Here is a 24,970-nt window from a genome sequence, read left to right as displayed (position 1 = left end):
TTGGATGTCAGTGGTAGCTTTGGGTGAAAATAATTCAAGTAATTACCCAGGGATTTGAGGGCCGTCTTTGCCTAACCAGCTATTCAGCAGAGTCCCAAATCGACAAACAGGCAGTAATCCGCTTGATAGAACTTAATATGTTGATTTGCAAGGAAATAGATATGAAAACTTATGCCTCCATTGCTGCGGCAGTCGCTATAGCCTTCACTGGGCACGCTGCCGCCAATACCACCATTGTCAATCAGAATGGCGTCGGGAATTCAGCCCTGTCCAACCAGGTTGACCCATCCACATCAGGCAACTTTGCGATATTCACACAAATCGGTGACAACAACTCATCGACCACCTCACAGGTAGTCAACACTACAAATAGTGTTATCAACAGTACCCAAATTGGCGACAACAATACTGTTTCATCAATTGATCAGAGCGATGCTTCCACTTCAGTCATGACCGTAATACAAAATGGTCAAACTAACTTATTCAGTGGCTTTCAAAGTAGCACCACTTCAAGTACTTCAACAACGACACAAACTGGAACTTCCAACCAATTCACCGCCGTACAAGGTAATTCATCTTTAGATACCGCCTCAATCACCCAAATTGGTGACTCCAACATGGGGTCCATGGTTCAGTCATCCTCCACTGGGAATGGGCATTTTATCACCCAACTTGGAGCAACCAACGTTGCAAGTACAGTCCTATCAAACGAAACTTCAAGCACCATCACGGTACTTCAGGATGGCACATCAAATTTATCGGGAAGTATACAGACTCTTGGAGCAGGGAATATTCAAAACACAACCCAGGTGGGAACGAGCAATACCTCATTAGTTATTCAATTTACCAGTGTCGGAGATTCGGCTGAATTAATACAGGAAGGTGATTCAAACGATGCAGATATTGAACAAGATTTAGGCGCTGGCAGTAGTCTCTACGCCGAACAACTAGGCACCACCAATACGGTCATGACCTCTCAAACTGGTGCAGGTAACGATGGTGAAATTCTCCAGGATGGATTAAGTAACTCAGCAGATCTATCACAGGATGGCGACTTGCTCGTAGCCTATATAGAACAAATCCAGACTTCGAATACTGCAACAATTACCCAAACATCAACCAACAATAATGCCAGTACTATGCAGATGGGTTTCGCCAACACCCATGACACCACCCAGGCAACAAGTGGAAACTCAGCAACTGCTACCCAGCTAGGTACCAGTAATACAGGTACCATCTTGCAGTAATTTATCGGCCGGCCCCAGTGAACCTCAAACTGGAGCCGGCCATGCCTGATTAAATCGTGACATTTAATTTGCTATAGTAAATCTTTCGATAATTAAAGCTCCCAAGTTTTCACCTCCTCTATTTTAAATGCATGAAAGAAATGACTAACGTAATTAGCCACTTCTTTTCAGACAAGGCAAACTGCAATATAGGCCTGCAACTATCTCTTTAGGGATTTCTTCTCAGTAGATTGATAGTTAAATCCCAAGGAAAATACTGCTCACCTGACCGAAAATCGTTAGGTCATCCTACACCATCACCCAATATCATTTTAACGGTAGTATCTTGGGTGTCAGCAGTAACTTTGGATGGGAACAATTCAAGTAATTACCCAGGGATTTGAGAGCCGTCTTTGCCTAACCAGATATTCCGCAGAGTCCCAAATCGACAAGCAGGCGGTAATCCGCTTGATAAAGATTAATATGTTGATTTGTAAGGAAGTAGATATGAGAGCTTACACCTATATTGCTTCGGCACTTGCTTTAGCAATCAGCACGCATGCTGTCGCCAATACTACGATTGTCAATCAGAATGGCACCGGGAATACAGCAACAGCCAACCAAGCTGACCCCACAACGTCGGGCAACTTTGCGATATTCACTCAAACCGGTGACAACAACTCATCAACCACATCACAGATAACCAACTCTACAAATAGTGTTATCAACAGTACCCAAATTGGCGACAACAATACCGTTTCGACGATTGAGCAAGATAATGCGACCACATCGACAATTACTGTACTGCAAAACGGTCAAACTAATTTATTCGATGCCACTCAAACCAATACCACATCGGTAACTTCGACAACCACACAAATTGGCACTTCCAACCAATTCACCACAACACAACTCAATTCCTCCCTCGATACTGCCACAATCACCCAGAATGGTGATTCAAACACTGGCTCTATTATTCAATCAAACTCTTCGGGGAATGGACTTGTTGTCATCCAACTGGGAACGACTAATGACGTAGACGGTACCCAGTCAAGTGAAACTTCTAGCACCGCCACCATATTTCAGGATGGAACATCAAATATGGCTACCTTTTTTCAGGTCGCCAACGGATCGGGGAATATTCAGAGCACAATCCAGTTAGGGACAGGTAATACCTCACTCATAACACAATTTACATCTACCGGTGGTACTGCTGAGCTAATACAGGATGGCGATTCAAACGATGCTGATCTTGGGCAGCAGGACGGCCTCGGTAATAACCTTTTTGCCGAACAACTGGGTACAACCAATATGGTTTTTGCCATTCAATTTGGTGACAGTAACGATGCTGAGATCGAACAGGATGGCTTAAGCAATTCCTCTACGCTATTCCAGCTTGGAGATTTACTGGTTGCCGATGTGGAACAGATTGGAGATTCTAATACGGTTACGATTAACCAATCAATGACGATGAATACCGCCAACATTATGCAAATGGGCACAACAAACACCCATGATACCACCCAGGCAACATCTGGGAACTCTGCAACCGCTACGCAAGTGGGAACCAGTAACACCGGCACAATCTTGCAGTAGTCCACAGGCCGGCCTCCAGAAACACGAGCGAGGCCGGCCATTTTGTTTGATCTATCGAGGCCTGTATCTCAAGAGAATGACTCCCGCCACCCTATTTAATAGCCGTCAAAATATTACATACTTATACGGCTCAAGCATAAATCCACTCATAGAGTTAAAGCTACATTTCAGGGATCAACTCTAAGGCCAGGGATACTTACCAGTACCCTCTTTCTCAAACTGCTCCAACTTCTCTTTCGCCTGAGGTAAAAGGTCATAGATTGGCGGATTGTTGGATATGAAACCGATCTTGAATTGTGGGGGGTATTTGATGAGTTCTTTCATGTAGTCCCCTGCTGTTGTCATCACCGGCACAAGCATTGGCAAATGACGTACACCGATACTGACATCTTCCTGAGGATTGGAATAAAGGTTAAATAATATTGCCCCGTCACTCTCAACAAAAATGGGACCACTGAACCCGCCCCAGTTTCCCCTCTGTACGACACCATTTTCGATTTCTGCCGTCCATACATATTTGAACTCATCAATACGCATAGCAGAAAAATACTGATTCATCGTATAGGGCCGACTACGGCGTGCAGACTGGCCATTATCCGCCAACAGCATTCCCGTTTGATCGATACCATCGATATATCGATCTTCATTAACAAAACTTGCCACCTCCCTACCGGGCTTGCCCGCTATTGAAATGGCTGTGTTAAAGAGATCAGCCAGATCAAACAACCCTTCAGTTCGGCGCGGCTTTATCATCCCCTTCCAATAGGCAAATGTCGGCACTCTTACTCCACCCTCCCAGCTCGTACCTTTACAACCCCGGAAAGGGGTTCGGCCATAAGGGGGAACCTCGCACTCGGGGCCATTATCCGAGGTGAAGAAAATCAGAGTGTTATCCAGCTGGTTTGTTTCCTGCAAAGCACTAAATAGCTGTGCAAGTACATAATCCATATGAACCATACAGTCGCTATATACTGTACGAGCCCTGGATTTTCCTGCCCACTTATCGGATGGGTAGTTGTCAAAGTGACAACCACGGGGAGCGTGATACAGGAAAAAGGGCCTTTCAGCGTCTTTCATCTGCCTAATGAAGTTTACGCTGTATTCCATCCATTGATCATCAAGCACTTTGATAGTGTCCAGGTCAATCAGATGGAGATCTTCACACCGCTCCGTGTCCTGCGGCGTGCAATGAACCTCACTATGACTAAATGGCTCCTTCTGCATCATGGCAAAGCGCTCTGGAGACAGCGCCACTTCTGGATTGAAATAAACGTCCCGCCATTCCGTATACATATCTGATACACCGAGAAACCCTCGGTAATCGTCATAACCAACATTCTGCGGTAGTGAGCCCTTATTCTCTCCCATATGCCATTTACCGACCCCCTGGGTCACGTAGCCTAACTTTTTGAGTACCGCCGGCATAGTTACCGCTCCGTCCAAGCCACCAGCCTCACCGTACATAGGGGGGCGTAGGATTCCATGGTGTAGCGGATTTTGGCCGGTATGAATAGTAGCCCGTGTTGGCGAGCATGAAGGTGTTGAATAGGCAGAGGTTAAAATAAGCCCCTCATTCGCCAATTTATCCATAGTGGGTGTGGCATTGCCGACAGCAATACCTCCACCATTAAAGCCAACATCCATCCAGCCCACATCATCAAGTAAGAAAATCAATATGTTGGGCTTTTTGCCAAATTTCTCCTCCAGAAGAGCCAGCTTCTGTCTAGCCTGCTTTTCCTCTTGCGGATGCTGAATTACCGGATACATATTGTCAGCCAGCTTTACAGGCTTTAAATGGAGAAACTGATCCGGGTGACTGTATCCAGGTGCAGAAGTTGGCCCCGTGGTACTTCCCCGTAAATTCTCTGCCAGAGCAATGGGGCCTGACACCATCAAGATTACAGCAAGAGATACAACAAGAGAATTATCAGCCAAGAACCGCAACCAAGACAATTTCATATCCGAGATCCATTTCGTATAAATTTACTATTAGCAATCTCTAAGAACTCAGCTCTTCCTGAGCCGCCAATATTAAACGGCTAACAACCCATACGAGTTAACATCGCTAATACTTGTTGAAGGATAGCCCCGACCACTCGCCTTATCCCTTGCAGTCAACATTTAGAGAGAATGAAAATAGGAAACATGCTCCTAAATACCGATAAGAAACCGTATTGCCTAAGAGGAATCTAAGCAGCGCGTCAATTACCTTCTCTGGGGCTCCTGAAAGAAGAAAATTGCAATCAAGAACCCTATAAGGACAATAAATCCATCTACCAGTAGTGCCCGGTTCACACCGGTGGCAATATCCGGCGCTGACGCCAATATGGCTGAATTGATCCCCAAACCCACAGCACCACCTAAAAAACGGAACATATAGACAACAGCACCAGATAAACTGGATTTACTGGCCTCCACAGAAGTTATTGCGGCAGTCACAGCGGCAGGGCTAAATATACCTAACCCAATGCCAATCAATAACATGCCCGGCACAAAGACTGGGTAGACAATATGATGACCGTGAACCGAAAGCATAAAAAGCCCCAGACTCATCACCAGGGCGCCTGAACAGAGCAGTAATTTGGGGCCAAACCGCTCATGAATTGCTCCAGATACAAATGCAAAAACGCCAGAAGAGACCATAGCTGGCAACAAAGCCAATCCGGCCTGAAATGCAGAATAATGATGCACGCTAATAAAAAGTAAAGGGATATAGACAAGGGTTGCAAAGAAGGCGATAGCGACAAAAAACACACTAACTCCTGATGCCATAAACACACGATTTCTCACCAAGCTCGCTGGAATAAGAGCATCATCTGCCATTCTAGCTTCAACAAAAGCAAAAGTTATCGCAGCCAATAAAGATATTGCCAGAAGACAGAAAACCAAGAGTCGAGAAATACCTGTCTGAGTCATTAAGTCAAGAGCCAACAAAAACAGGAAAAGGGATACGGAGAGAGTTAACACGCCCAAGTAATCAATTCGTTCGTCTTTTTTTTCAAACTGCTCTGACGGGTACTTCAATACGTAAAAAACGACCACAAAGATAGCAATGGGGATATTTATAAATAAAATCCAGCGCCAGCTCAAAAAATCTGACAACACTCCTCCAATAACAGGCCCGCAAGCAGTAGCCACACCTAATGCAGCCAAAACAAAGCCCCCAACAAATCCTGCGCGATCAGATGGCAACAGTGTGTAAGCCATCCCTAGCATTGCCGACCAGGCTAATGCACCTCCCAACCCCATCAATACCCTGGCGATTAACAGTACCCCTACCTCACTCGCAAGCCCTCCCAATAGCGATGAGCAAGAAAAAATACCAACACCAATTAAGAAAACAGTTTCACGCCCATAGATATCCGCCAAACGCCCACTGGTCACAATAATGACTCCATAGGCCAGGGCATAGGCATTCACTACCCAGTGAACGAATGATATGCGGACGGAAAAGTCTTTGGCGATAGCGGGGAGAGCTGGTGAAAAGGCGGTAAAATCACTGGCGATCAAAAATACTGATAAAAAGAGAACAAACAGTCCCCAGATTTGCCCCTCTGAGATACTCTTCATTTTTGTCATTTTTCGATACAAGCTCTCTAAGGTCCTACTTAGTGACACTCTAGTCCATGGGGTCAGAGGAAGAGTCTCATGGCTTGTATAGCTCCATATATTGCATCTGGCGACGATTGATACGTAGATAAGTAGATTGGGAGGCTTACTGACTGAATCCGTTAAATGACAGCTAATAACATCATTTACTCTTTACTTAAAAAGTGGAGTTAAATAGTGGGATTAATCAACCTGATTCTTTTCCGTTTTAATAACTTCACATTATTGTTTGAAGCTCAAACGAAAGGGATAAGAAATAAGGCCCAGCTTGCACCGGGCCATTAAATCACAGCTTACCAATAATATTAATAAACACCCCGTGACTGTCATAGTCCAGCTGGGTGAGGTCATCAGAGAAGTCGGTAAAGTTGTAGCCCACCCCCAACTTAAGGTGATCGCCAACATGGCGATACAAGCCGATTAAGGCGCCGCTCTTGCTATCCTGGGCATCGGGTAGATCGAGCAGACGGGCTTCCAAGAGGAGGTCCCAGCGTTTGATAAAATGCCAGTCGGCACGCAGTACATAAAGGCTGGCACGGCTATCGAAAAACTCCGGGTCTTCCGTGTCCATACTCAGCTGACCCAGACGATAGGCGTACTTACCACCCAAGGTCCACTGTCGATTGAGATCGTAACTGGCGTCTATCGAAAAGATATGACTCTTCTGGATAAATTCAGTGGAGGTATTTTCAACCGTAACCTGATCCTGAGTCGGCACATTATAGAAATAGGTGTACTTCATCAGGGTATTCAGGCGGTCGTTATTCACCGGGCGATAGGCATAACCCATTACCGCTTCGGTAAATTTACCATCGTAGAATTCACCTTCCGAACTTTTGCTGTCTGAATAGTTGAGCTTGCCAACCAAGCGCCAGTCCGGAGTGAACTGGTAGTTGAAGGTATTTTTTAATAGCCAGGTATCGCGCACAGTTTCCGATACAATATTTTCGCCCGATACCGTTTCCGATATATCCGTACGGTATTCCAGCGCGGATGCGATGCGTATAGCATCCAAACCATAGCCCAGATTAAAGCCCATGGCATTGCGCTCGGTCTTGGCTCCTGTATCCGGGTCTTCGAGTGTACCCGCCTCCAGGGTAGTGCCATAGGTCCAACGGTCATTGGGGGCCAGATCCATACCCAGGGCGTGGGTCAGACCAGTGGAAACATCACCGTGACTGTAGCGCTCCTCACCGTAAATATTTAGCGTATCAGAATAGCGACTGCGGAAGCCGGTACTCATATTGCCCTTGCGTGCGCGCACACCGGTATCGCTGCGCTCGTTATCCAGCGCATAATTCATATAGAGGCTGGTTCTGTCAGTCACCAGAAAGTCCGTACCGAGTCGGGCAGCTGTGCCGGTATCACCACCGGAAACTTCACTGTCCATGGTCAGGCGGTCACTTACCCGATAAGCGCCACCGAGGCCGATGCGATTGTTCTCTTCGCGGGTACCGGTCACTTCCATCGTATTCTGAACAAAACCAAAGGCGCTCCAACTCTCACCGGAATCATAGCTCGCCTCGACAGCAACATCTGTGCGATCCCCTTCTGTCTGGGTAGCGGCGACAACTTCGGATTCATCTTCACGGCTATCATTGCGAACTGCGGAGGTGAGTCGCCAGTGATCATTGATACGGTAGCCGAGCATCAAGTCCATGGCATTGGTTTGCAACCCCTGCTCTTCCTCTTTGGTGTCGGCTTTGATTCTTACATCAAAACTTTCGCCGATCGGCAGGTTAACGCCACCGCCATATTGGATGGTATCGCCATCCACAAATTGGCCTGGACCGGAAAAACCCGCTTCACGCTCTTGATGGTAGAAATTACCCGAGCCACGCAAACTCTCGAAGAAATCTCCCAGCTGTAAAACGCCTTCCACTTTGGTTGCACTGGCAGCAACCGTGGAATCCAGGCTTTCGTCATCAAAGGTATAGCCGCCATCGAGTGAACTGACGCTATCGAGATTACTGCCCTCGCTGTCGGCCACTTCAATTTTTACCCAACTACTGGCGCTTTTACGCAAAGTCAGGTCAATACCCTGCAAGGAACTTTCATTCTCATCTTCATCTTGCTGAATACTGCTGAGGCCCAATTTGACGTGATCGCCCAACCAGTAGTGGGCACGCCCACCGACAGCCAGGGTATCCATTTCTTCAAAACCTGGTGTGTATTCGTAGCGTGCTACCAGGTATTGGGGATTGCCGTTGTAAGCGCCATCTTCAATGAGCAGTTCATCATTTGCCAGGGAAGATAAGGGGCTGTTAAGCAGGATACGCCCTTGGATATAGTCGATGTCGTAATCAACTACTGCGGTAAGGGTCTTAACTGCGAGCACCAACCCGGAATCTTTATCCCGGACTTCTACCCGTAAACTTTCCGAGCCACTGGAAATGTCCTGGTGGCGGAGGTAATACAGGGAGCCGCCGGTTCCACGATACTCATCGCGCCCGGCAATGGTTCCCGGCTCTGCTCCAAAGGCATCTATTTGAAAGCGCTTCTCACCAAAGCTGGTCATCGCGTCCGTTTCAAAGTGACCACTACCGCCGTAGAGCGTTCGGTCAATTTGGGCCAGCTCATTATCGGCGTAGTTGGCTTTGAAATTACCCCAGAGACCGTAATCATCGTACTTAGACAATTTCACATAAAATTTGCCTGACGTTGGGGCGTCTTCAACTACGGTGGAATCATCGCCAAACGTCGGGTAATACAAATCACTATCCAGACGGCGGAACAAGGCATCGGGAGACTTTTCCATAAAGTTGGAAAACAGATCCTCTACCGGGCCCTCTTCGGTATCTGCACTGGCCGACAGGCGCCAGCCTTCCCCGAAACCGCCGTTGGTGTAAAACGCCAGACGGCCATCGTAACTTACTGAATTGTCATAGTGAGTTTCGTCACCGGTAACCAGGGCTGCGGGGCCATTGGTTTTATCGTAGCCCACGGTAAGGTCGGCAATCCCTACAGTAAACCAGTCGTTTTTGGCAAAATCCAAATCCCGCAGGAAAAGTTCACCATTACCCTCATCATCAAGTATCGCCACTTCAACCGTATGCATGCCCGGCTCAAAAATTTGCTCGGCGATAAACTGGCCTTGACTATCGACCGGTACCGGATTGCCCGCTAACCATACGGTGTGCCCGGACGGCACCTGAGTGCCATTGACCAATACACTGTTACCATCCAGAGGGATGTTCCGCTGTGCTAAGCGGTTCTCGCCGTAGCCTACTAATAATTCCCTACCGATATCTTCATTTTCTGCAGACTCTTCAATTTGATCTACCAACCACAGGGTCTGTTCCGTAGTCTCGTCATAGCGGCCCTTGTTGTCATAGGCACGCAGTACGTAGTGTAATTTTTTTAAAGGCGCCTGGAATTCAGAAAATTCTGCATGCCATTCCCCTTTGCCAAAGTGATCCAGCGGTACAATTGCCAGAGGTGTATCGCGCAGAGACTGTCCCTCTTCGAACAATCGCACTTCGGTACTTTTAATAAAAGAGGGATAGTTGGTATAGCTACTGAAAAATACCCGGTTCTCTGCCAGATCGGTATCCGGGTTATCTGCGTAACGGATGGTGTTGGGCCACGCTGTCACATTCAGGCGCGGTTGCATTTTTTTATTGTCGAAGCGAAATTGAATATTCGCTTCTTGCAAGGCCACATCAGTACAGCGCTGTAAGTCCGCCGAGTTTTTATAGGGGTCGTATTCCGGGCTGCCGTCGACAGTAATACGCATCAAGTTAAGTGCGTAGGGATTATTGGCTATGGCTTCACGATTAATGCGCTCGATTTCCAAGCGATCACTTTCAGTGAGAATTGCCAGTTCATCGTACAGGATTTCGACCTCAACCCTGGCGCCATCCCGCTGCTCAAAGCCATTGCTCACTACATCTGCGGACTGGACGTAGCCGCGCCCTTCAAATTCCACCTGGGTACCTTCGAGGTTGAGCAACTCCTGTACCTGTGCCATAGCGCGCTGAGCGCGGGCACCGGACAATCCCTGGTCATCGCCGTAAACCATCGCTTCGCGGCGATCCATACGCTGGTTATCGCTGTAGCCAATAAAGCTCAGACGAACATTCGCTTTATTGGAAATTTCAGCCATGGCCGCACGTATTTGTGTTAGCTGTGCCTGACTGATAATCGGATCGCCATTATCAAAACGAATCGGCGACAGTTTTCCACCGGCAGACTCATAGGCAATGGTGAGAGTTTCCGCAGCGGCAGCTTCCGGACAGGCCTGAACAGAATCTGTAGCGACTTCCAATGGGTCGTCATACCAAAATTCCACTTCTACGCGACGGTTGAGGGCTCGGCCTTTCGGCGTATCGTTGGCCGCTATTGGTTGACTTGCCCCCTTGCCACTGCTGGTGACCATGGCCGCAGGCAAATTCAGTGCAGAACCCAGGGCCTGAGCGACACGGCGGGCTTCGCTATAGGATCGCTCCTGATAAGCACTCTGTTGGGCTTCCGGATTTTCACTCACGTCCAGGGGGCGGGCGTCGGTGTGACCAATAAAGTGAATAACCAGATTGTTTTTATCCGCAAGGTTGGATCGAACCTCGCGGATACGGCGAATAAAGGCTTCCGGCAATTCTGTTTGCCCGGGCTCCATTCTCAGTGGCGTCACCAGGTTTCTAAGGCGTGCCCGCTGCTCACTGCCTGCGGCATAAGTAAGTCTGCACACCGTTTCCTGGCGACATACTTTAACCCGGTTGAGCAACAATGCTTCCGCACGGGCACGGTCCGCCATGGCTTTTTCATCCAGGGCGTCATAGGTTACTTTTACCTGTACTCGGCGGTTTTCTTCACGACCTGCGGTAGTAATATTATCCGCTGTGGGTTCTATATCCCCTCGCCCTTCAACAACAATCATTTGCTCAGGCAGTTCAAGGGCCTCTTGAAGGAAGTCCGCCACGAACTGGGCCCGCGCCAAAGTAAATTCTTCTTTGCTGGCAAAGTCTGCTACCTGTTCCCCGGTAAGGGGATCGGAATCTGTATGGCCAATAAAGTGCAACTTAAAATTGGGCGTCTCACCCAAGTCATTCAAGCTCTGGCGCAGTAACTCCACTGCCTCCAGAGGAATTTCATCCTCAACGCCATAGAACAGGATTGGGTCGATAAAATCTTCCACCACAATCGGGTCCAGCGGTGCAACAAATTGAGTTGCATCCTGCAACCATTGATTTGTAGGTGCGCGCAGCAGCATACCTTCAGTATTACTGCCTATCGACTGCTCTTCGAGTTCGGATTGAGCTCCACTTTCTTCAGAACTCAGGCTTGGAATATTTTGCCAGACCTGCCACCAACTAGGCTCATCTACTTGCGCACCCGCTTCCTGGGCCTGCGCTGGAAGTGTTAATGCCAACGCGATCGCAGTGGCGAGACGGCAGTCCCGCCGGGGGAAAAAGCGGGTCGTCTTCGCGGCAGTATTTATCGAGCAAGCTCGCTGATCACGATTCCGTTTTGCAAAGGACATCACTCCAAACCTCCTTTACCAGGAGGCGCTCCACGGCGCCAGAAAACTTCAGTTTCTATGGTCAAATCGTAGTCACCTTCACGGCTCTCCCAGTCCTGGGCGACCTGATCTTTAATTGCCTGCAGACGCTCGTCCACCAGATCCGGATCTTCATTCTCCCCAAGATAGGCAAGGCGTAAAACAGAGGGAGCTTCACTGAGTTTTTCCAACAATAAATCCATTCGGGAATGCCATTGCGGGCGCAACTCTGTTGTGCCCGGTTCAAATACCGCTTCGGCAATATCCAGGCGCACTACCCGGTGCAAGCTGGCTCCAAAGTTGAACTTCAGCATCTTGCCTCGGGTGGCTCGCAGCACACGCGGGTTTTCAGTGGTGAGACGATACCCGCTTGGCAAGCTGCGATCGTCGAGCTTGAGCACAAAATTGGAACCTCGATCCCCATTCGGCACCACTGCGCAGGTAATATGGAATCGACCGTGGGAGTCCGCTGTAGCATTCAGGCCGGTAGCAGTCACCACTCGAGCACCCGGTAAACCACCCTCTCCTTCATCCTGGTAGCCATTCATATTTTTATCGTCAAACACTTTGCCGATAACATCGGTGCAGTCGAAGGTGGGATCGGGTACTACGCGCACTGTGGCAGAGGCCTCACCAGAGGCAGCCTGACCTGATAGTTGGTTGAACATACGGGCGCGGTTCACATATTTGCCCTCGCCCACACCGGAGCCCACAACCAAAAGCAGTTTCAATACACGGGTTTCTTCCGCTTCCACGCGCAGGTCTGACCACCTCAATTGCAGGCCTTCGCTTTCAGGCTCAACCGCTTCTCCATCAAGGCGCGCCGAGCCCGCGACATATTTGAAGCCTGCCGGGAAGTAATCGACTAGCTGTAGATCTGTCAGTGGAATTGGCAGCGTATTGCCAAAAGTAATGGTGTAAGGAACCAACTGACTGCGGGTTACGTTGAGCATGGCCGCGGTTTTGGTGATGGATAGCGCCCCTTCCAACTCTGGGTCCATGGCGACATGGTTGTTGAACAGCTGGCTTTCCCCTGGAATCTGGCCATCATCCAAAGTCATTCGCAGGTAGTAGTCCGTTGCCGCATCCCGCGCCTCGACATCAAGAGAGGGGTGAGAGAATGATTCCTGAACCTCACAATGATTTGCGGTCGCAGGAACCATATCGGCGTTGCTGCCCAGGCAACCGGCCACATCAAAACCGGCAGTTTCGCTGTTTGTCTGAGAAGGAATTACCAGTGATTCGCCACCCACATAATCCTCATCCGCGATATCCACCTGAATCAGGTAGTCCGCGTTGGATGGACAGGCTGCATCGCTGAAGTTGATATCAAACTTGTAGTAACCCCCAGACTGGGTTACCTGCCCTTGTTGTTTCTCATCATCAAAACAACGCGCAGGCAATTCCTGACCGGAACTCACCCTCAACATAGTGAGGGTGGCACCCTCAATGGCGGAGCGGGTTACTGAATCGTAAACCACGCCATTGGGTGTTAGAGGCAAATTCAAGTCCTGCGGGTTCGCTCCCGAATCTACATAAATTTCACTAATGGACTGCGGGCCGTTGGTGAAATCAGAAATAGAGTTACCCAATGAAGCCGTAGTTTCCGTAGCATCTGGTGCGGTGTAGCGCATTTCATAGCTAAGGCCACCATAGCTGTTCGGTACCAGCCCCTGGAACTGGAAGTAACCATTTTCATCAGACTGAACTGTTTCCATCAATTCGTCATTGAAATACAGGTCTACCGCCCAATTAAGCAGCAGGCTCTCATCCGTATCCAAGGCATCATTGAAATTCACATCGTGCCATAGATAACCAGCCAGGTTGGCAATGCCCGGGGTACCGCCAACGTCAATGGCAACACTGGCCTGAGCGCTGGAAGCCGGATCATTCCACTGTACTTCTGCGGTATTCAATACAGTAAAACCATAATCCAGGTTTTCTGACATCTGCGCCTGGAAACGCAGAGTAACCATCTCTCCCGGTTCCAAATCACCGTAAGTTGTGGCGTAGTCAGCAGTGATTAGCGTGTCGACAACAGTTATTCCGTCGGTCTGCCCGTTGAGCATGGCCGAATCAACGATATAAGTAAGAACTCCATCTCCGGCTATAGCCAGGTCATCGGTGATCTCAATATAAGTTGCTGGGACACCGCTGATATTTTCGACGGTTACCAGGTATTCCAATACCGCACCCGCTTCTGCGGCACCGCCACCGACAACCGCAACTTCTTTCACAATGGAGAGCAACTGGGCATCACCCACGACAACGTCAGTTGGCTGTGCACCATTGGCTGGGTTGCCATCTGCGTCGGTCAGGGTAAGTGCCAACTCATCTGCATCAACACTACCCTGGTTACTGATAACTGTGCCTGTCGGGGTGCCAGCATTCACCATTACCTCAAATGTGACTATGGCAGTTTGCCCCGAGGTAATAATGCCTTCATTGGCTCCTGGTAGCGGCGGAGTCAGGTCATCGGATGAAACCGGTAGGGCAGAATCCAACTGTGAATTACCACCACCGTTATCCGCGACCACTTCACCATTTAAAGTGGTGGTGCCGGCAACATAAGTAGTGTCATTTGGTACCTGATCGGTAAGCGCTACTTCGAGAGCATCTACACCACCCATATTGGTGATCGCGATGGTATAGCGAAGTACATCACCCGGATCGACAATCCCTGCGGAAATATAGTCTTCGGCAATCTCCACAGTCTTGTGGGCAATTAACAGGGGTACATCGCCAACAATATCGATCGTGGGATCATTGGGAGCATCGGTATTCGGATCATCGGAGGGCACTTCATCAAAAGTACCGCTACCCGCACCTTCACCATTTACAAACGCTTGGTTTGAAATAACGGTGCCATCATTAACGTCATTAATGGTGACATCAAAGGTGATGACCACTGCAGGTGCGCCATTGGCCGTTGCGCCGATAAAACCATCGGCTTCACCATCGGTATTAATGCTCATACCTGCAGCCAGAGGAGAGGTGCCGCTGGCATCAGACAATGTGGAGCCATTCAGGGTGGTAGAGCCACTGACATAAGTTGTATTAGATGGGATCTGATCCAATATCAGGGCATTGATCGCATTCTCATTACCGGCATTTTCCGCGGTAATAGTATATCGCAGGGTATCCCCAACCATCAGCAGATCTGCATCATCAGTCATATCTGCCGACGTTTTTTCTACCACCAGTAATGGCTCTGACTCAATCAGTACTTCTGTGGGATCTTCATCACCCGCCGTATCCGGATCATCGGTGCCGTTGATGTTGGGATCATCACTGTCTTGCAGTAATTGCCCGGGAAGCTGAACCTGGGCCTGGTTGAAGACTTGGGTCCCACTATCAATAACTGCTGCCAGGGTAACTTCATAAACAATCTGGATAGAATCTCCCGCGGTACCGCTCGCCGTAAGATCCAGATTACTGACTTCCAGATAGCCACTATTCCAGGTACCGGCAGAGGCATCGATAGCACTGCTGTCACTGCCAGTCGGAGCACTTACCAACTGTAAAGTGCCCGATTCAAACAGTGCAGAGTTATTTAATCGACCCAGGTCATCGGTAATCTCTACTCCGCTCACATCAACACCACTCGTATTGGTCAGAGTCAATGTGTAACGTAAAACTTCCGTGGGGCTGGCGGCAGTGGCCGGGTTTTCTCCACGGCTGATATTTTCCACAGCTTTGTAGAAAGTCACTGTCGGCACAGAGGCGCTAACTGAATAAGCATCCTCATGATCCAGCACACCGGGAGTGCCATCGGTGGGCGCCGCACGGGTGTACTGGCGAACTTCAGTGAGGCTGCTATCCCAGCTGTGCCACTGAGTAACACCAGCAATATTCGTCAGCGTATCCCCATCGACGGTGTCGGCATCCAAATAGGCATCGTAACCAATCAGCAGATGGTAATCCGCATCCAGCATTGCCACTGAACCAATGGAGGTAATTGTGAGGGTGCAGCTATCGTTATCGAATACCGCGCTAAAGTCGGAACCCTCTGTCAGGGTGGCCGTCGTGGTGCCGGCGCTGTCAGTAATTTGCGCGGTGAAATTGGCTGGGGCCGTTTCACACATTCCACCGGGATTATTATCCGGCAAAATATCGGTAACACTAATATCCCAGGCCGGGCCCGTACCAGTATTGTGCAAATCTAAAGTAAAGGTACCGCCTACACCGGACTGGACACTGGTGGGGCCAGTTTTAGTCAGCGTAATAGCCGTGGGCTCTACTACCGTCATGTCCGCCGTAGTATTGCCGCTACCCGCACCCTGCCCCGCAGAGGAATTATCATTATCGTAGTTGTAGCTGTAGCTGGCACTGGCGGCAAAATTCAAACCGTCCACATTCGGCGGGTCCATATCCAGCAGTCGCAGTGTTACATCAATAACGACTTGCTCGCCGGCAGGCACATCAATTCCGTTAGTGCTATCTGCAATACTGAGACTGGTGGAGCTGCCGTTATTTTCCGGAGTGAAAGATGCACTGCCAGACACTTTACTGGCACTGACAAATTCCAGGTCTGCAGCAGACGCAGTCAGATCCATCAGCACAGTAACATCGTGAAGCGCTGTGGTCTGCACCGTTTCCGGGATGGTAATGCGATAGTTAAACGGCTCGCCAATGGAGGCTGTTAATTGGGTAACTTCAATCAACAGTGGCGCGGCATTAGGAGTATTAAATTGGACACTCACCGGAGAAGTCGGGCCATAATCCTCGCGTAAATCGTCAGTGACCGCCACGGAATTCAGAGACGGCAAATCGTTATCATCAAGCGAATAATAAACTTCAACATAGGCCGCATTTTGCAGGCTAAGTCCAGCCCCCAAATTAGAATCCGCTTCAACGCGATATACCATTTCCATGGACTCACCAGCGTTGATTCCGTAACCCGTACCTGCGGCAAAATCCCAAAAGGCTTCGCCAGTACTGCTATCGAAAGTAGGTGCAACCACTGTTGCTGCGGCACCATTTACTGTGAGGGATTGGACACTGACACCCCCTTGGCGCAGACCTAAAGGAATCACATCGCGGAATACCGGATCATAGGCTGGTGAAGAACCGTTGTTGGTTATCGTAACGGTATATTCAATGGTATCACCGGCGGAAAGCGTGCTGCCATCTGCGGGAGTTGAGCTAATAGCTACGGCGAGGTCCGGCTGTAACAGGTCCAGTGTTTCGCTATCACTGCGGGTTTCAGCTCCTGTGGCAGCATCAAAACCAAACTCTGCAGTATTGGTCAGCGCGGTGTTCGTTGCCGGCCAGGGGTGGGAATCCTCATTGAGAACCCGCACAAGGTAACGCACAATAAATTCATCGTTGCTGGTATCGTTATCACCCGTGTTGACCAGGTCGGGAATACTCCAGGTAACCGTAGTGGCACCAGTAGAAGGATCGCCAGACTGCACTGGTTCTGCGATATCGGTGTGGGTAAAGGGCGCCGCAGCAGTAAATGGTGCAGAAGTCTGGCCATTAATTGAAAGTGTGCTTACAAACACCATTCCCTGGGGCAAAGTATCGACAATAAGCCCATTGGAGGCCGTGCCCTCTGGTAGGGAGAGGGTAATCTGGTATTCAACCAAGTCGCCCACTCGCAATTGCTCATCAGCGCTACCATAGCTGTCATCTGAGCGAATTTTGCTAATTGTGCTGTCATTGGCAACATCTAGCTGAGCAGCAATATTTTCCAGCAAGTAATCATTCAGGCCACCGCTACCATCAGCACCGTTACGTTCATAAATACTGCTGTTATCTTCATCGAGACTGGTCCATTCCACACTGGCAGTTGCGGACAGCGCCGCCGCCGGCTGTACACTGTCGAGTACAACCACATCGAAGACCAGTTCACTGTTATCACCTGCGGCGATATCCAGATCACTATTGGCCCGATCCCAAACCAGGTTTTGCGCAGTAGTAATTCCGTCACCAGTTACGGTGGGATCTGCCTGGGAGGCTCCGGCAAAAGTCACGGTGCCTGGTACAAACTCAAGCCCCAGGGATAACAACTCATTAACCGAAAGATCGTAAGCTGCAGAATTTTCCGCATTACCCGCAGCACTGAGGTCCAGGGTAAAACGCAGTACATCGCCCGCATCCGGATCGTTACCGGGATTGGTTTGATTTACGACAGAGGCAATTGCACTTATCTCTGGCTCGACGATGGTGAGTGTCGCTGCAGTGCCGGTGCCTCCGGACTGAGAAGTGCCACCATCAGTCGCGGCATAAGAATAAGTCACCTCATTTTCAAAGCTGTGGCCAGCCTGGGCTGTAGCATTGTTGGCAACCCGAGCGCGAACTTCAAAAATTGCCACGGTACCGGCTGGGATAATATCGATAGCCATATCGATATTATTGCCACTGGTATTATCGGTGTAGGTAAGCCCATTAATTTCCTGCAATTGCACCAACTCCAGGCTGGGGTCTAATACATCGGAAATTTCAATATCGTAAATAGCCGAGGTGGTGCCGCTACCGGGTACCTGTATCTGGTATACGACCTCGTCACCAACAGCGGCAGTAGTCGCTGTTTGCAGTGTTTTTTGTGGAGCAGTCACACTGGTCGCAACAGTGCCCATAGGATAGGGAGTGCCCAAAGTAACTGCAGAGTACTGTTCGCCATTGCTAGCTTCCAGCGACCAGAATTCATCGACGGTAAAAGTGTTAACCCAACTTTCACCGCCACTAATATCTGTATAGAAACCGATCTCGTAACTGATTTCCAAACAGGTGCCCGCTTCGACCGGCACCAGGAAATCGAAGCCCATATCAGCACCGCGCGTTGCCGGCGCGCTATAGGTGTAATCTGCTCCCTGTGTCAGTACAGCACCGTCGAGGCTCACCTGGAGATTGGCAATGGAACTCTCGTCCATTTGCGTCGCTAAATCGTCAGTTAGCGATAGGTTGTAGGCGGGGGCAAGACCCGAGTTACAGGCCAGCAGGGTAAACTGCATAATATCGTTGGCCGGGTCCACATTCATATGGGAACTGGGCCAGGTAGCATCGGTCTTGGTGAGATTGTCGATCACCGGTTGCAGTACAGTAATATCGGCGCTGTCCTGCAAGGTACTGGCGGCACCGGTGTAATTTAGCTGAGCCGTATTGGTAAGAGTTGCGGTAGGCGCGGTGATTCCCGAACCCGCTACTACTTTAGCGGTGTACTCAATAACAAAGTTATTGGTATTACCGAAATTACTGGTGATATCCCCTAGATCCCAGGAAACTGTACCGGTATCGCCGGCAGTGGGAACCGAAATCGCTGAATAGGTAAAATCATTCAGGCTATCGTCGTAGGGAGCAGTGGTATCCCCGTTCACGCTGACAACAGTGTCAAATTCCAAACCACTGGGCAGCGCATCATCAATAGTTACCGCTGGTGTTGTTCCCGCCTGTAAATTTAGGGTGAGCTGGTAAGTGACAGTATCGCCAACACGCAAGGTACCCACTGCAGTTGCGGTATCTGTATCGGCAATTACTGTTTTTGTAATACTGGTATTATCTACCGTATTGATACTGGCTTCTGCAGGACCAACACAGTAATCATCAGGTGCGGAAATACTGGGGCATCCAGCACCGTCTCGCTCATAGGCCTGGTCATTGATACTGCCATCGTCCAGGGAGGTCCAGTCCAGCATCACACTGTTGCTGATAGGCGAACCAAAAACGCCGGTAACCTGGGTTCGGTAGGTGAGCACCAGAGTTTGACCCAGCGCTAAATCCAGACTGTTATCGCCATTGTCACGACCCCATACGAGTGGACCTGCTGGAGCTGCCGCTGGTGTGGCGACAAAGCCGGATACTGCGGTACCGCCTATTTCTGCGGTAGGTGTAAAGCTGCTATCAAAGGTCAACTCTGAAGGCAGCGTATCGACTAAATTCAGCTCATAAGCTGCGGCACTGGAGCCCGCATCATGCTCCACGGTAATAACATATTCCAGCACATCACCACCCACCGGCAGATTGCCGGGGTTGGTGGCATTACTCACTGTCTTATTAATCTCGAGTAACGGCTCTACTACCGTTACACTGGTTGTGCTGTCGTTGATATTTTCTGTGCTGCCACTTTCCCCATTGCTGTAAGTAAGGGCGGCACTATTTTGGCGATTGTCACCATCATTAGTGGCGAGATCATTTTCGATGCGGGCAAAATAGGTAATTCGAATCAGCGGAGCAATTGTGCTTCCGGCCGTGTCATTTTCACTGCTGGTATCGACGGTGCCGATATCCCAGGTAGGATTTCCGGAAGTATTATCCCCCGGAAAACTGTTAAAGGCCGATTCAGATGGCGCGCTGCCATTAATAGTTTCAATACCGACAAAATCGTAAGTGATATCGTAGTCAGTATTATGAGAGAGCACATAACCCTCAGGGCTACCCAGCTGATCAGTGATAACTACATTTTCACTGATACCTTCCGGCAAACTGATTTCCAGTTGGAATTGTTTATGGGCACCGATGGTGGGAACTACCGAGGTGTCCAAATCCGTTTTAGTCAACTCTAATGACGGTACTTCAGTCTGGGCACTGGCAGTGGTTTCATAATCGTTGATGGGATCGCCGACATTAGGCAAAACACCAATACGCATGCCGTCAGCGGTACCATCAATGCCAATAGAATTGCCACTGTTAAGTGCAACATCCGAGCCCGGCAGGGACTGCCAGCGGGCTTCAACCGTGTTGTCCAGAATTTCATGGGGCTCAACGCCCTGCTCTACCTGGACTTCAAAAGTGAATGTTTTTGTATTGCCAACCGCAATAGTGTAATCGCTATTACTGCGATTCCAGCTAAAGATGGGAGCATTGGTGCCCACCGTAGTGACATCAACATTATTGGGAGGATCGTTGCCGCCCACATTTCCCAGGTAAATAAGATTGCTACCGGTGAGATCGTCGAGCACCTGCAAGTTGTAGGCATCGGCACTGCCAATATTTTCTGCTGTAACCGTGACTGTCAAAATATCGTCAGCATCACTATTGGTAACAGCAAAGGATTTGGTCAGCTGTATTTGTGGCTCGAGTACTGTTATTTCATGGGCATCAAATGGCACCGCCACCGCCGCACCGGACTCATCCACATAGGTAACTTGCGCAGTGGTATAGCTGCCGCCATTACCCAAAACATCACCGTCATTGGTGTTACTGCTGTTTTCAATACGGGCAATAAACTCTACCGGAAAATCAAACAGGCTACCGGATACGGTGGTGAGCTCCTGATCACCAAAATCCCACTCAACGTAATCTGCAGTACCCGTGCTGGTACAGGTAGCATTAAAAGTACCTCCCGGTACAAAGCCAGCGGCATCGTAAGGGGAGGCATTTAAATCAATGGTCTCTCCTTCGATACAGCGCATACCTGCCGGCAATTCATCACGAATCACAAAATCTCGCAGTTTCGCTGCCGGAATCTGTGCTGTCAGTTCATAACGTACCTCTTCACCGACAACCGCTGTGTCACTGCTGGTTCCACTGGCCGTGCCGTTGGAGAACTCAAGGGCTTCCTTCGGCTCTGCCTGTACTTCAATAATCCTCATCTGTGCTTCGGCATCGTCGGACTGGTAGTGGCGCGCCCGACCGGCTGCAGGAGTGCCGTCACCGACACCATCATTGTCCGTGTCACTGTCAATTTGCGGAGAAGTCTGATTACCAAAATCGCCTTCCAAACTGTCATAGCGAGCGAAGAAAGTATTGGTAAACAGCTGCAGTGGTGCCACTGACTGGTGTGGTTTCACACGGTAATACAGAGTTACGGAGTCACCCGGGTTAATTCGCTCAAGGGCAGTGGAATGCTCATAGGAAAAAGTAATAATAGCCGGAGTGCCACCATCATTACAGTGGGTAGCTTCCGAATAGTTATTTGCACCGGAGGTAATTCCCACCAAGCCATCGTCGCCACTGACAGTTTCCGAACTGCCATCAGCATCGTTATCCAGGCTATCGGAATCCATTGCCTGCACACACATCTGGCCGGAAGAATCCAGGGTATCAGTTACTACAACATCGTATGCGGGAGCGCGATCAACACCGCTATCCGCAGCCCGGTTAGTCACCGTGAGACGGAAGATATAAGTCTGGTCCCGGTGCCCTTCATCAGTAAAATCCACAAAATTGCTACAGCTTGTTCCAGTGCCGTAGAGATTTTCATTACAGACTTTTTTATCGACTTCTATCGAGGGTTCAGTAACAGTGACAGATTCCGACCATTCAGTAATATCTGGGAAACCGGGGACCGTGGTTGGAACACCATCAATATTGGTCAGGGTTCCACTGGTATTGTAGTTATCTACGATAATCGTTTCAGTATCAAAAACCGCAGTAAACTGGGCGCGAGCGTAATCGATACTGTCATTTGCGTGTTGATTAGGATCAGTGTTTTCTGTATCCACTGGGTCATTCAACAAGCGGGTTGTCATATCCGCAAGGAACCAGCGATCTTTCGCAGTAATATTGGTAGTAATATCCCACTGTAAATCTGTTTCGCTCAGAGAGTTATTCAGACCACCGCCCTCGACAATATCACTGCTCGAAATAACCACACAATTTGCCTGTGAGGTGGGATCAGGAAGGCTGACGTCTGAACAATTTAGCGGTGAATCCGCAATATAGCCCTGGCCGTCGGGAAGGTCATCGATAACATCAATGTCCTTCACTTCTATCAAAGTAAATCCCGGTGTATCGAATCCAAACCAACCACCGGCTTGAATTTCAAAACTACACTCTTCACCAATCAATACACTGCTATTTGGGAAAGCAGTTTCACTGGTCAGCTCGGTACATTCATCCGAACGGTCCTTGACCAGGTTAAAACCCATTACCCGCGCGCGCATACCATCAAGGGTGTAATTATTAGCCAATTGCTGGTTTGGTGTCGTATCCGTTAGAGATGCAGGACTGGGGAAACTTAGCGCGGTACCATCATATAAGGTGATTTCACCTACGACATCTGCACGGAACGTCAGGTCGTCATCAGTGGCCGAGTGATTCTTTTCAACCACAAAAACCACTCGCTCTGTATCACCAGGTCCAATTTCACCCCCCAAATCACCACTATCACACAGGTACACCCTGGAGGAATCTGGCAAATAATCAGGCTGGTTCCAAAGTGGGTGTCCTGGCACTGTGCCCAGATTGGGATTTCCCAGGGCCGTACAGCTGCGGTCATTGGACAGGACCGTCATCGCCTCACCGAAGGTGACATACACGGAATAATCATCCGCGTCGTGGCCACCGTTATTGGTGATATCCACCGTCAATTCTGAAGTGCCACTATCGCGAACAATATAAAGTGGATGAACCGTGCTGACGTCCAGATCTTCGGGGTCGGGAGTAACCGACTGGGCTTCTACCTGAGTAGCAGGAGTGCTTGAAGAACAGAAATCCTCGTAATCAATGGTGAGGACATTGTTTGCAAGGGCGATATTGCTATTTGGATCGGTACCGGTAGTGGAAGACTCTTCCTCTATATCCAGGTCAGCATCCAAGTCATAGAAGTCCGGCTCGATCGTAACGATGCGGAAACGAATTTGAATTTCATCCCCATACCGCATCATATGCTCTTGGTCTGAGTATACTGAGTGAACTGTACTACTCAGCAAGCGGAATTCCGGTTGGTTGTTATTAAGTGGATTTGTATCCCATTGATTCCAGTTAGAACCCACACGCCATTCCAGCGTATCGACTTTGCCATCGTAGGTTGAGCTATAGTTAGCGCCGTGGCTATCAATACCGCGACGCTCTCGGGTAATTTCCGGTGTAAAGGTGGTATCAACCACATATTCGTCGGGCAGATCGCTGACAAACTGGATATCTCTTACCGAGCCACCTGTCCGGTTATTTACCGTTATAGTGACGTAACCGGAAGCACCGAGCGGTTGATTCAAGTTGGTACCAGTAATCTCCTGGGTAATAGTGAGGTCTGATAAAACCTCAACACGCATTGCCGAAGTATCAGAGCCCGGAGCTGAGGCTTCTGCGGGACTGGAAATACCGCCAACACCCGTATCACCATCAATCTCACAACCCCACTGTAAATCTGACACTGTATTGGTGCCATTGGTACAGGAAGTATTTACTTTACCTACCAAGTAGATATCCAGGTTGCCACCAGACGGAACGTCAGTGCGCCCTGAGCCATTGGAAAAGTTACCATCCAGCTCAAAGTTATTAATAGAATTACTTGCGGAAACGCAGCTACTGCCACCGGGCGCAACACCATTATTATTGGCAACAGCTTCAGCGGCACTTTCACTCGGACAGGCGTAGTTGATATCCATATTGGGGTTGGACATCAAATCATCAAAACGCGCATCCTGCATATCCGCGTCACCATCATTAGAGATACGAATACGCCAGATCACATCATCTTCAATATTGCCATAGACATTGTTGGTGTAGTTCGTTTGCGCCGCATCAATGTTACGGCCGCGCTTGTCCATGGAGGGTTCCGGCTCACGGATCGCCAGCTCCATGCTGTGAGTATCTGTAGTGGTGGGGTAACTGCAGTAGTCAAAAGTTGCGGTAGCATTTAGGGTGCGATTATTAACAACCAGCTCTTCCTCTTCCTCATCCTGACTGCGCACATTAAAGGTAATCGTCAGCGTCGTACTTTCGTCCCGCTCAGCAAGTGCAGACAGGTCATTTTGATCCCAGGTAATCGTGGTGCCACTAATAGTGGGTTCGCCCAGAACAAACCCAGAACTCACTGAAGTAGAGCCAGTCACATACTCGAGACCGGAGGACCCGAAGTTCTCCGTAATAACGATATCCTGAATGGACTGGGTACCCGATAGGCCACTGAAAATACTGGGTACATCAACTTCAATGGTTACCTGTCCATCACCACATAAAACGCACCAACTTTGGCCTGAGCGGTGACTGAGAATATTGAACCCTGCAGGATCATCGGTAATAGAAGGACAGTTGGATTGAGCAAATGCCTGCGGTGCAGCTAATAGGACCACCGCACAGACCAATAAAAATCCAATAATCACAGACTTGCAGGATTTTTGCTCAACAAATTCCGACTTCATTATCACTTAAC

Annotated in this window: 6 protein-coding genes; 2 read left to right on the top strand and 4 right to left on the bottom strand. The window is 49.3% G+C overall.

The annotated features are described in order from the left end of the window. Positions 1 to 23: 23 nt before the first annotated feature. Positions 24 to 1,247, top strand: a complete 1,224-nt coding sequence (locus ACJJIR_RS07270) for a hypothetical protein (protein ID WP_444907826.1) — start codon at positions 24 to 26, stop codon at positions 1,245 to 1,247. A 348-nt stretch (positions 1,248 to 1,595) separates the two neighbouring features. Beyond that, on the top strand, positions 1,596 to 2,822 hold the full coding sequence (locus ACJJIR_RS07265; RefSeq protein ID WP_444907825.1) for a hypothetical protein: 1,227 nt from the start codon (positions 1,596 to 1,598) through the stop codon (positions 2,820 to 2,822). A gap of 180 nt (positions 2,823 to 3,002) precedes the next feature. Here the strand turns inward: ACJJIR_RS07265 and ACJJIR_RS07260 are convergent, their stop codons facing one another. From ACJJIR_RS07260 to ACJJIR_RS07245, 4 genes are all read right to left on the bottom strand, one after another. Continuing rightward, on the bottom strand, positions 3,003 to 4,781 hold the full coding sequence (locus tag ACJJIR_RS07260) for a sulfatase-like hydrolase/transferase (RefSeq protein WP_444907824.1): 1,779 nt from the start codon (positions 4,779 to 4,781) through the stop codon (positions 3,003 to 3,005). 246 nt (positions 4,782 to 5,027) lie between these two features. Beyond that, on the bottom strand, positions 5,028 to 6,392 hold the full coding sequence (locus tag ACJJIR_RS07255) for an MFS transporter (RefSeq protein ID WP_444907823.1): 1,365 nt from the start codon (positions 6,390 to 6,392) through the stop codon (positions 5,028 to 5,030). A 325-nt stretch (positions 6,393 to 6,717) separates the two neighbouring features. Then, entirely contained in the window at positions 6,718 to 11,910 is a 5,193-nt protein-coding gene (locus tag ACJJIR_RS07250; RefSeq protein WP_444907822.1) for an OmpA family protein, read from the bottom strand. Beyond that, positions 11,910 to 24,959 (bottom strand): isopeptide-forming domain-containing fimbrial protein, encoded by a 13,050-nt coding sequence (locus tag ACJJIR_RS07245; RefSeq protein ID WP_444907821.1) that lies wholly within the window; start codon positions 24,957 to 24,959, stop codon positions 11,910 to 11,912. Before ACJJIR_RS07245 ends, ACJJIR_RS07250 begins: the two co-directional genes overlap by 1 nt. Positions 24,960 to 24,970: the final 11 nt, after the last annotated feature.

This window comes from Microbulbifer maximicatervae (SeqCode) (assembly GCF_052467385.1).
This window is presented reverse-complemented; position numbering and strand designations above follow the sequence as displayed.

What these genes read in the sequence shown, in the direction of transcription:
- ACJJIR_RS07265 (WP_444907825.1), top strand. Translation starts at nt 1,596, where the DNA reads ATGGGAACAATTCAAGTAATTACCCAGGGATTTGAGAGCCGTCTTTGC.
- ACJJIR_RS07250 (WP_444907822.1), bottom strand. Translation starts at nt 11,910, where the DNA reads ATGTCCTTTGCAAAACGGAATCGTGATCAGCGAGCTTGCTCGATAAAT.
- ACJJIR_RS07255 (WP_444907823.1), bottom strand. Translation starts at nt 6,392, where the DNA reads ATGAAGAGTATCTCAGAGGGGCAAATCTGGGGACTGTTTGTTCTCTTT.
- ACJJIR_RS07245 (WP_444907821.1), bottom strand. Translation starts at nt 24,959, where the DNA reads ATGAAGTCGGAATTTGTTGAGCAAAAATCCTGCAAGTCTGTGATTATT.
- ACJJIR_RS07260 (WP_444907824.1), bottom strand. Translation starts at nt 4,781, where the DNA reads ATGAAATTGTCTTGGTTGCGGTTCTTGGCTGATAATTCTCTTGTTGTA.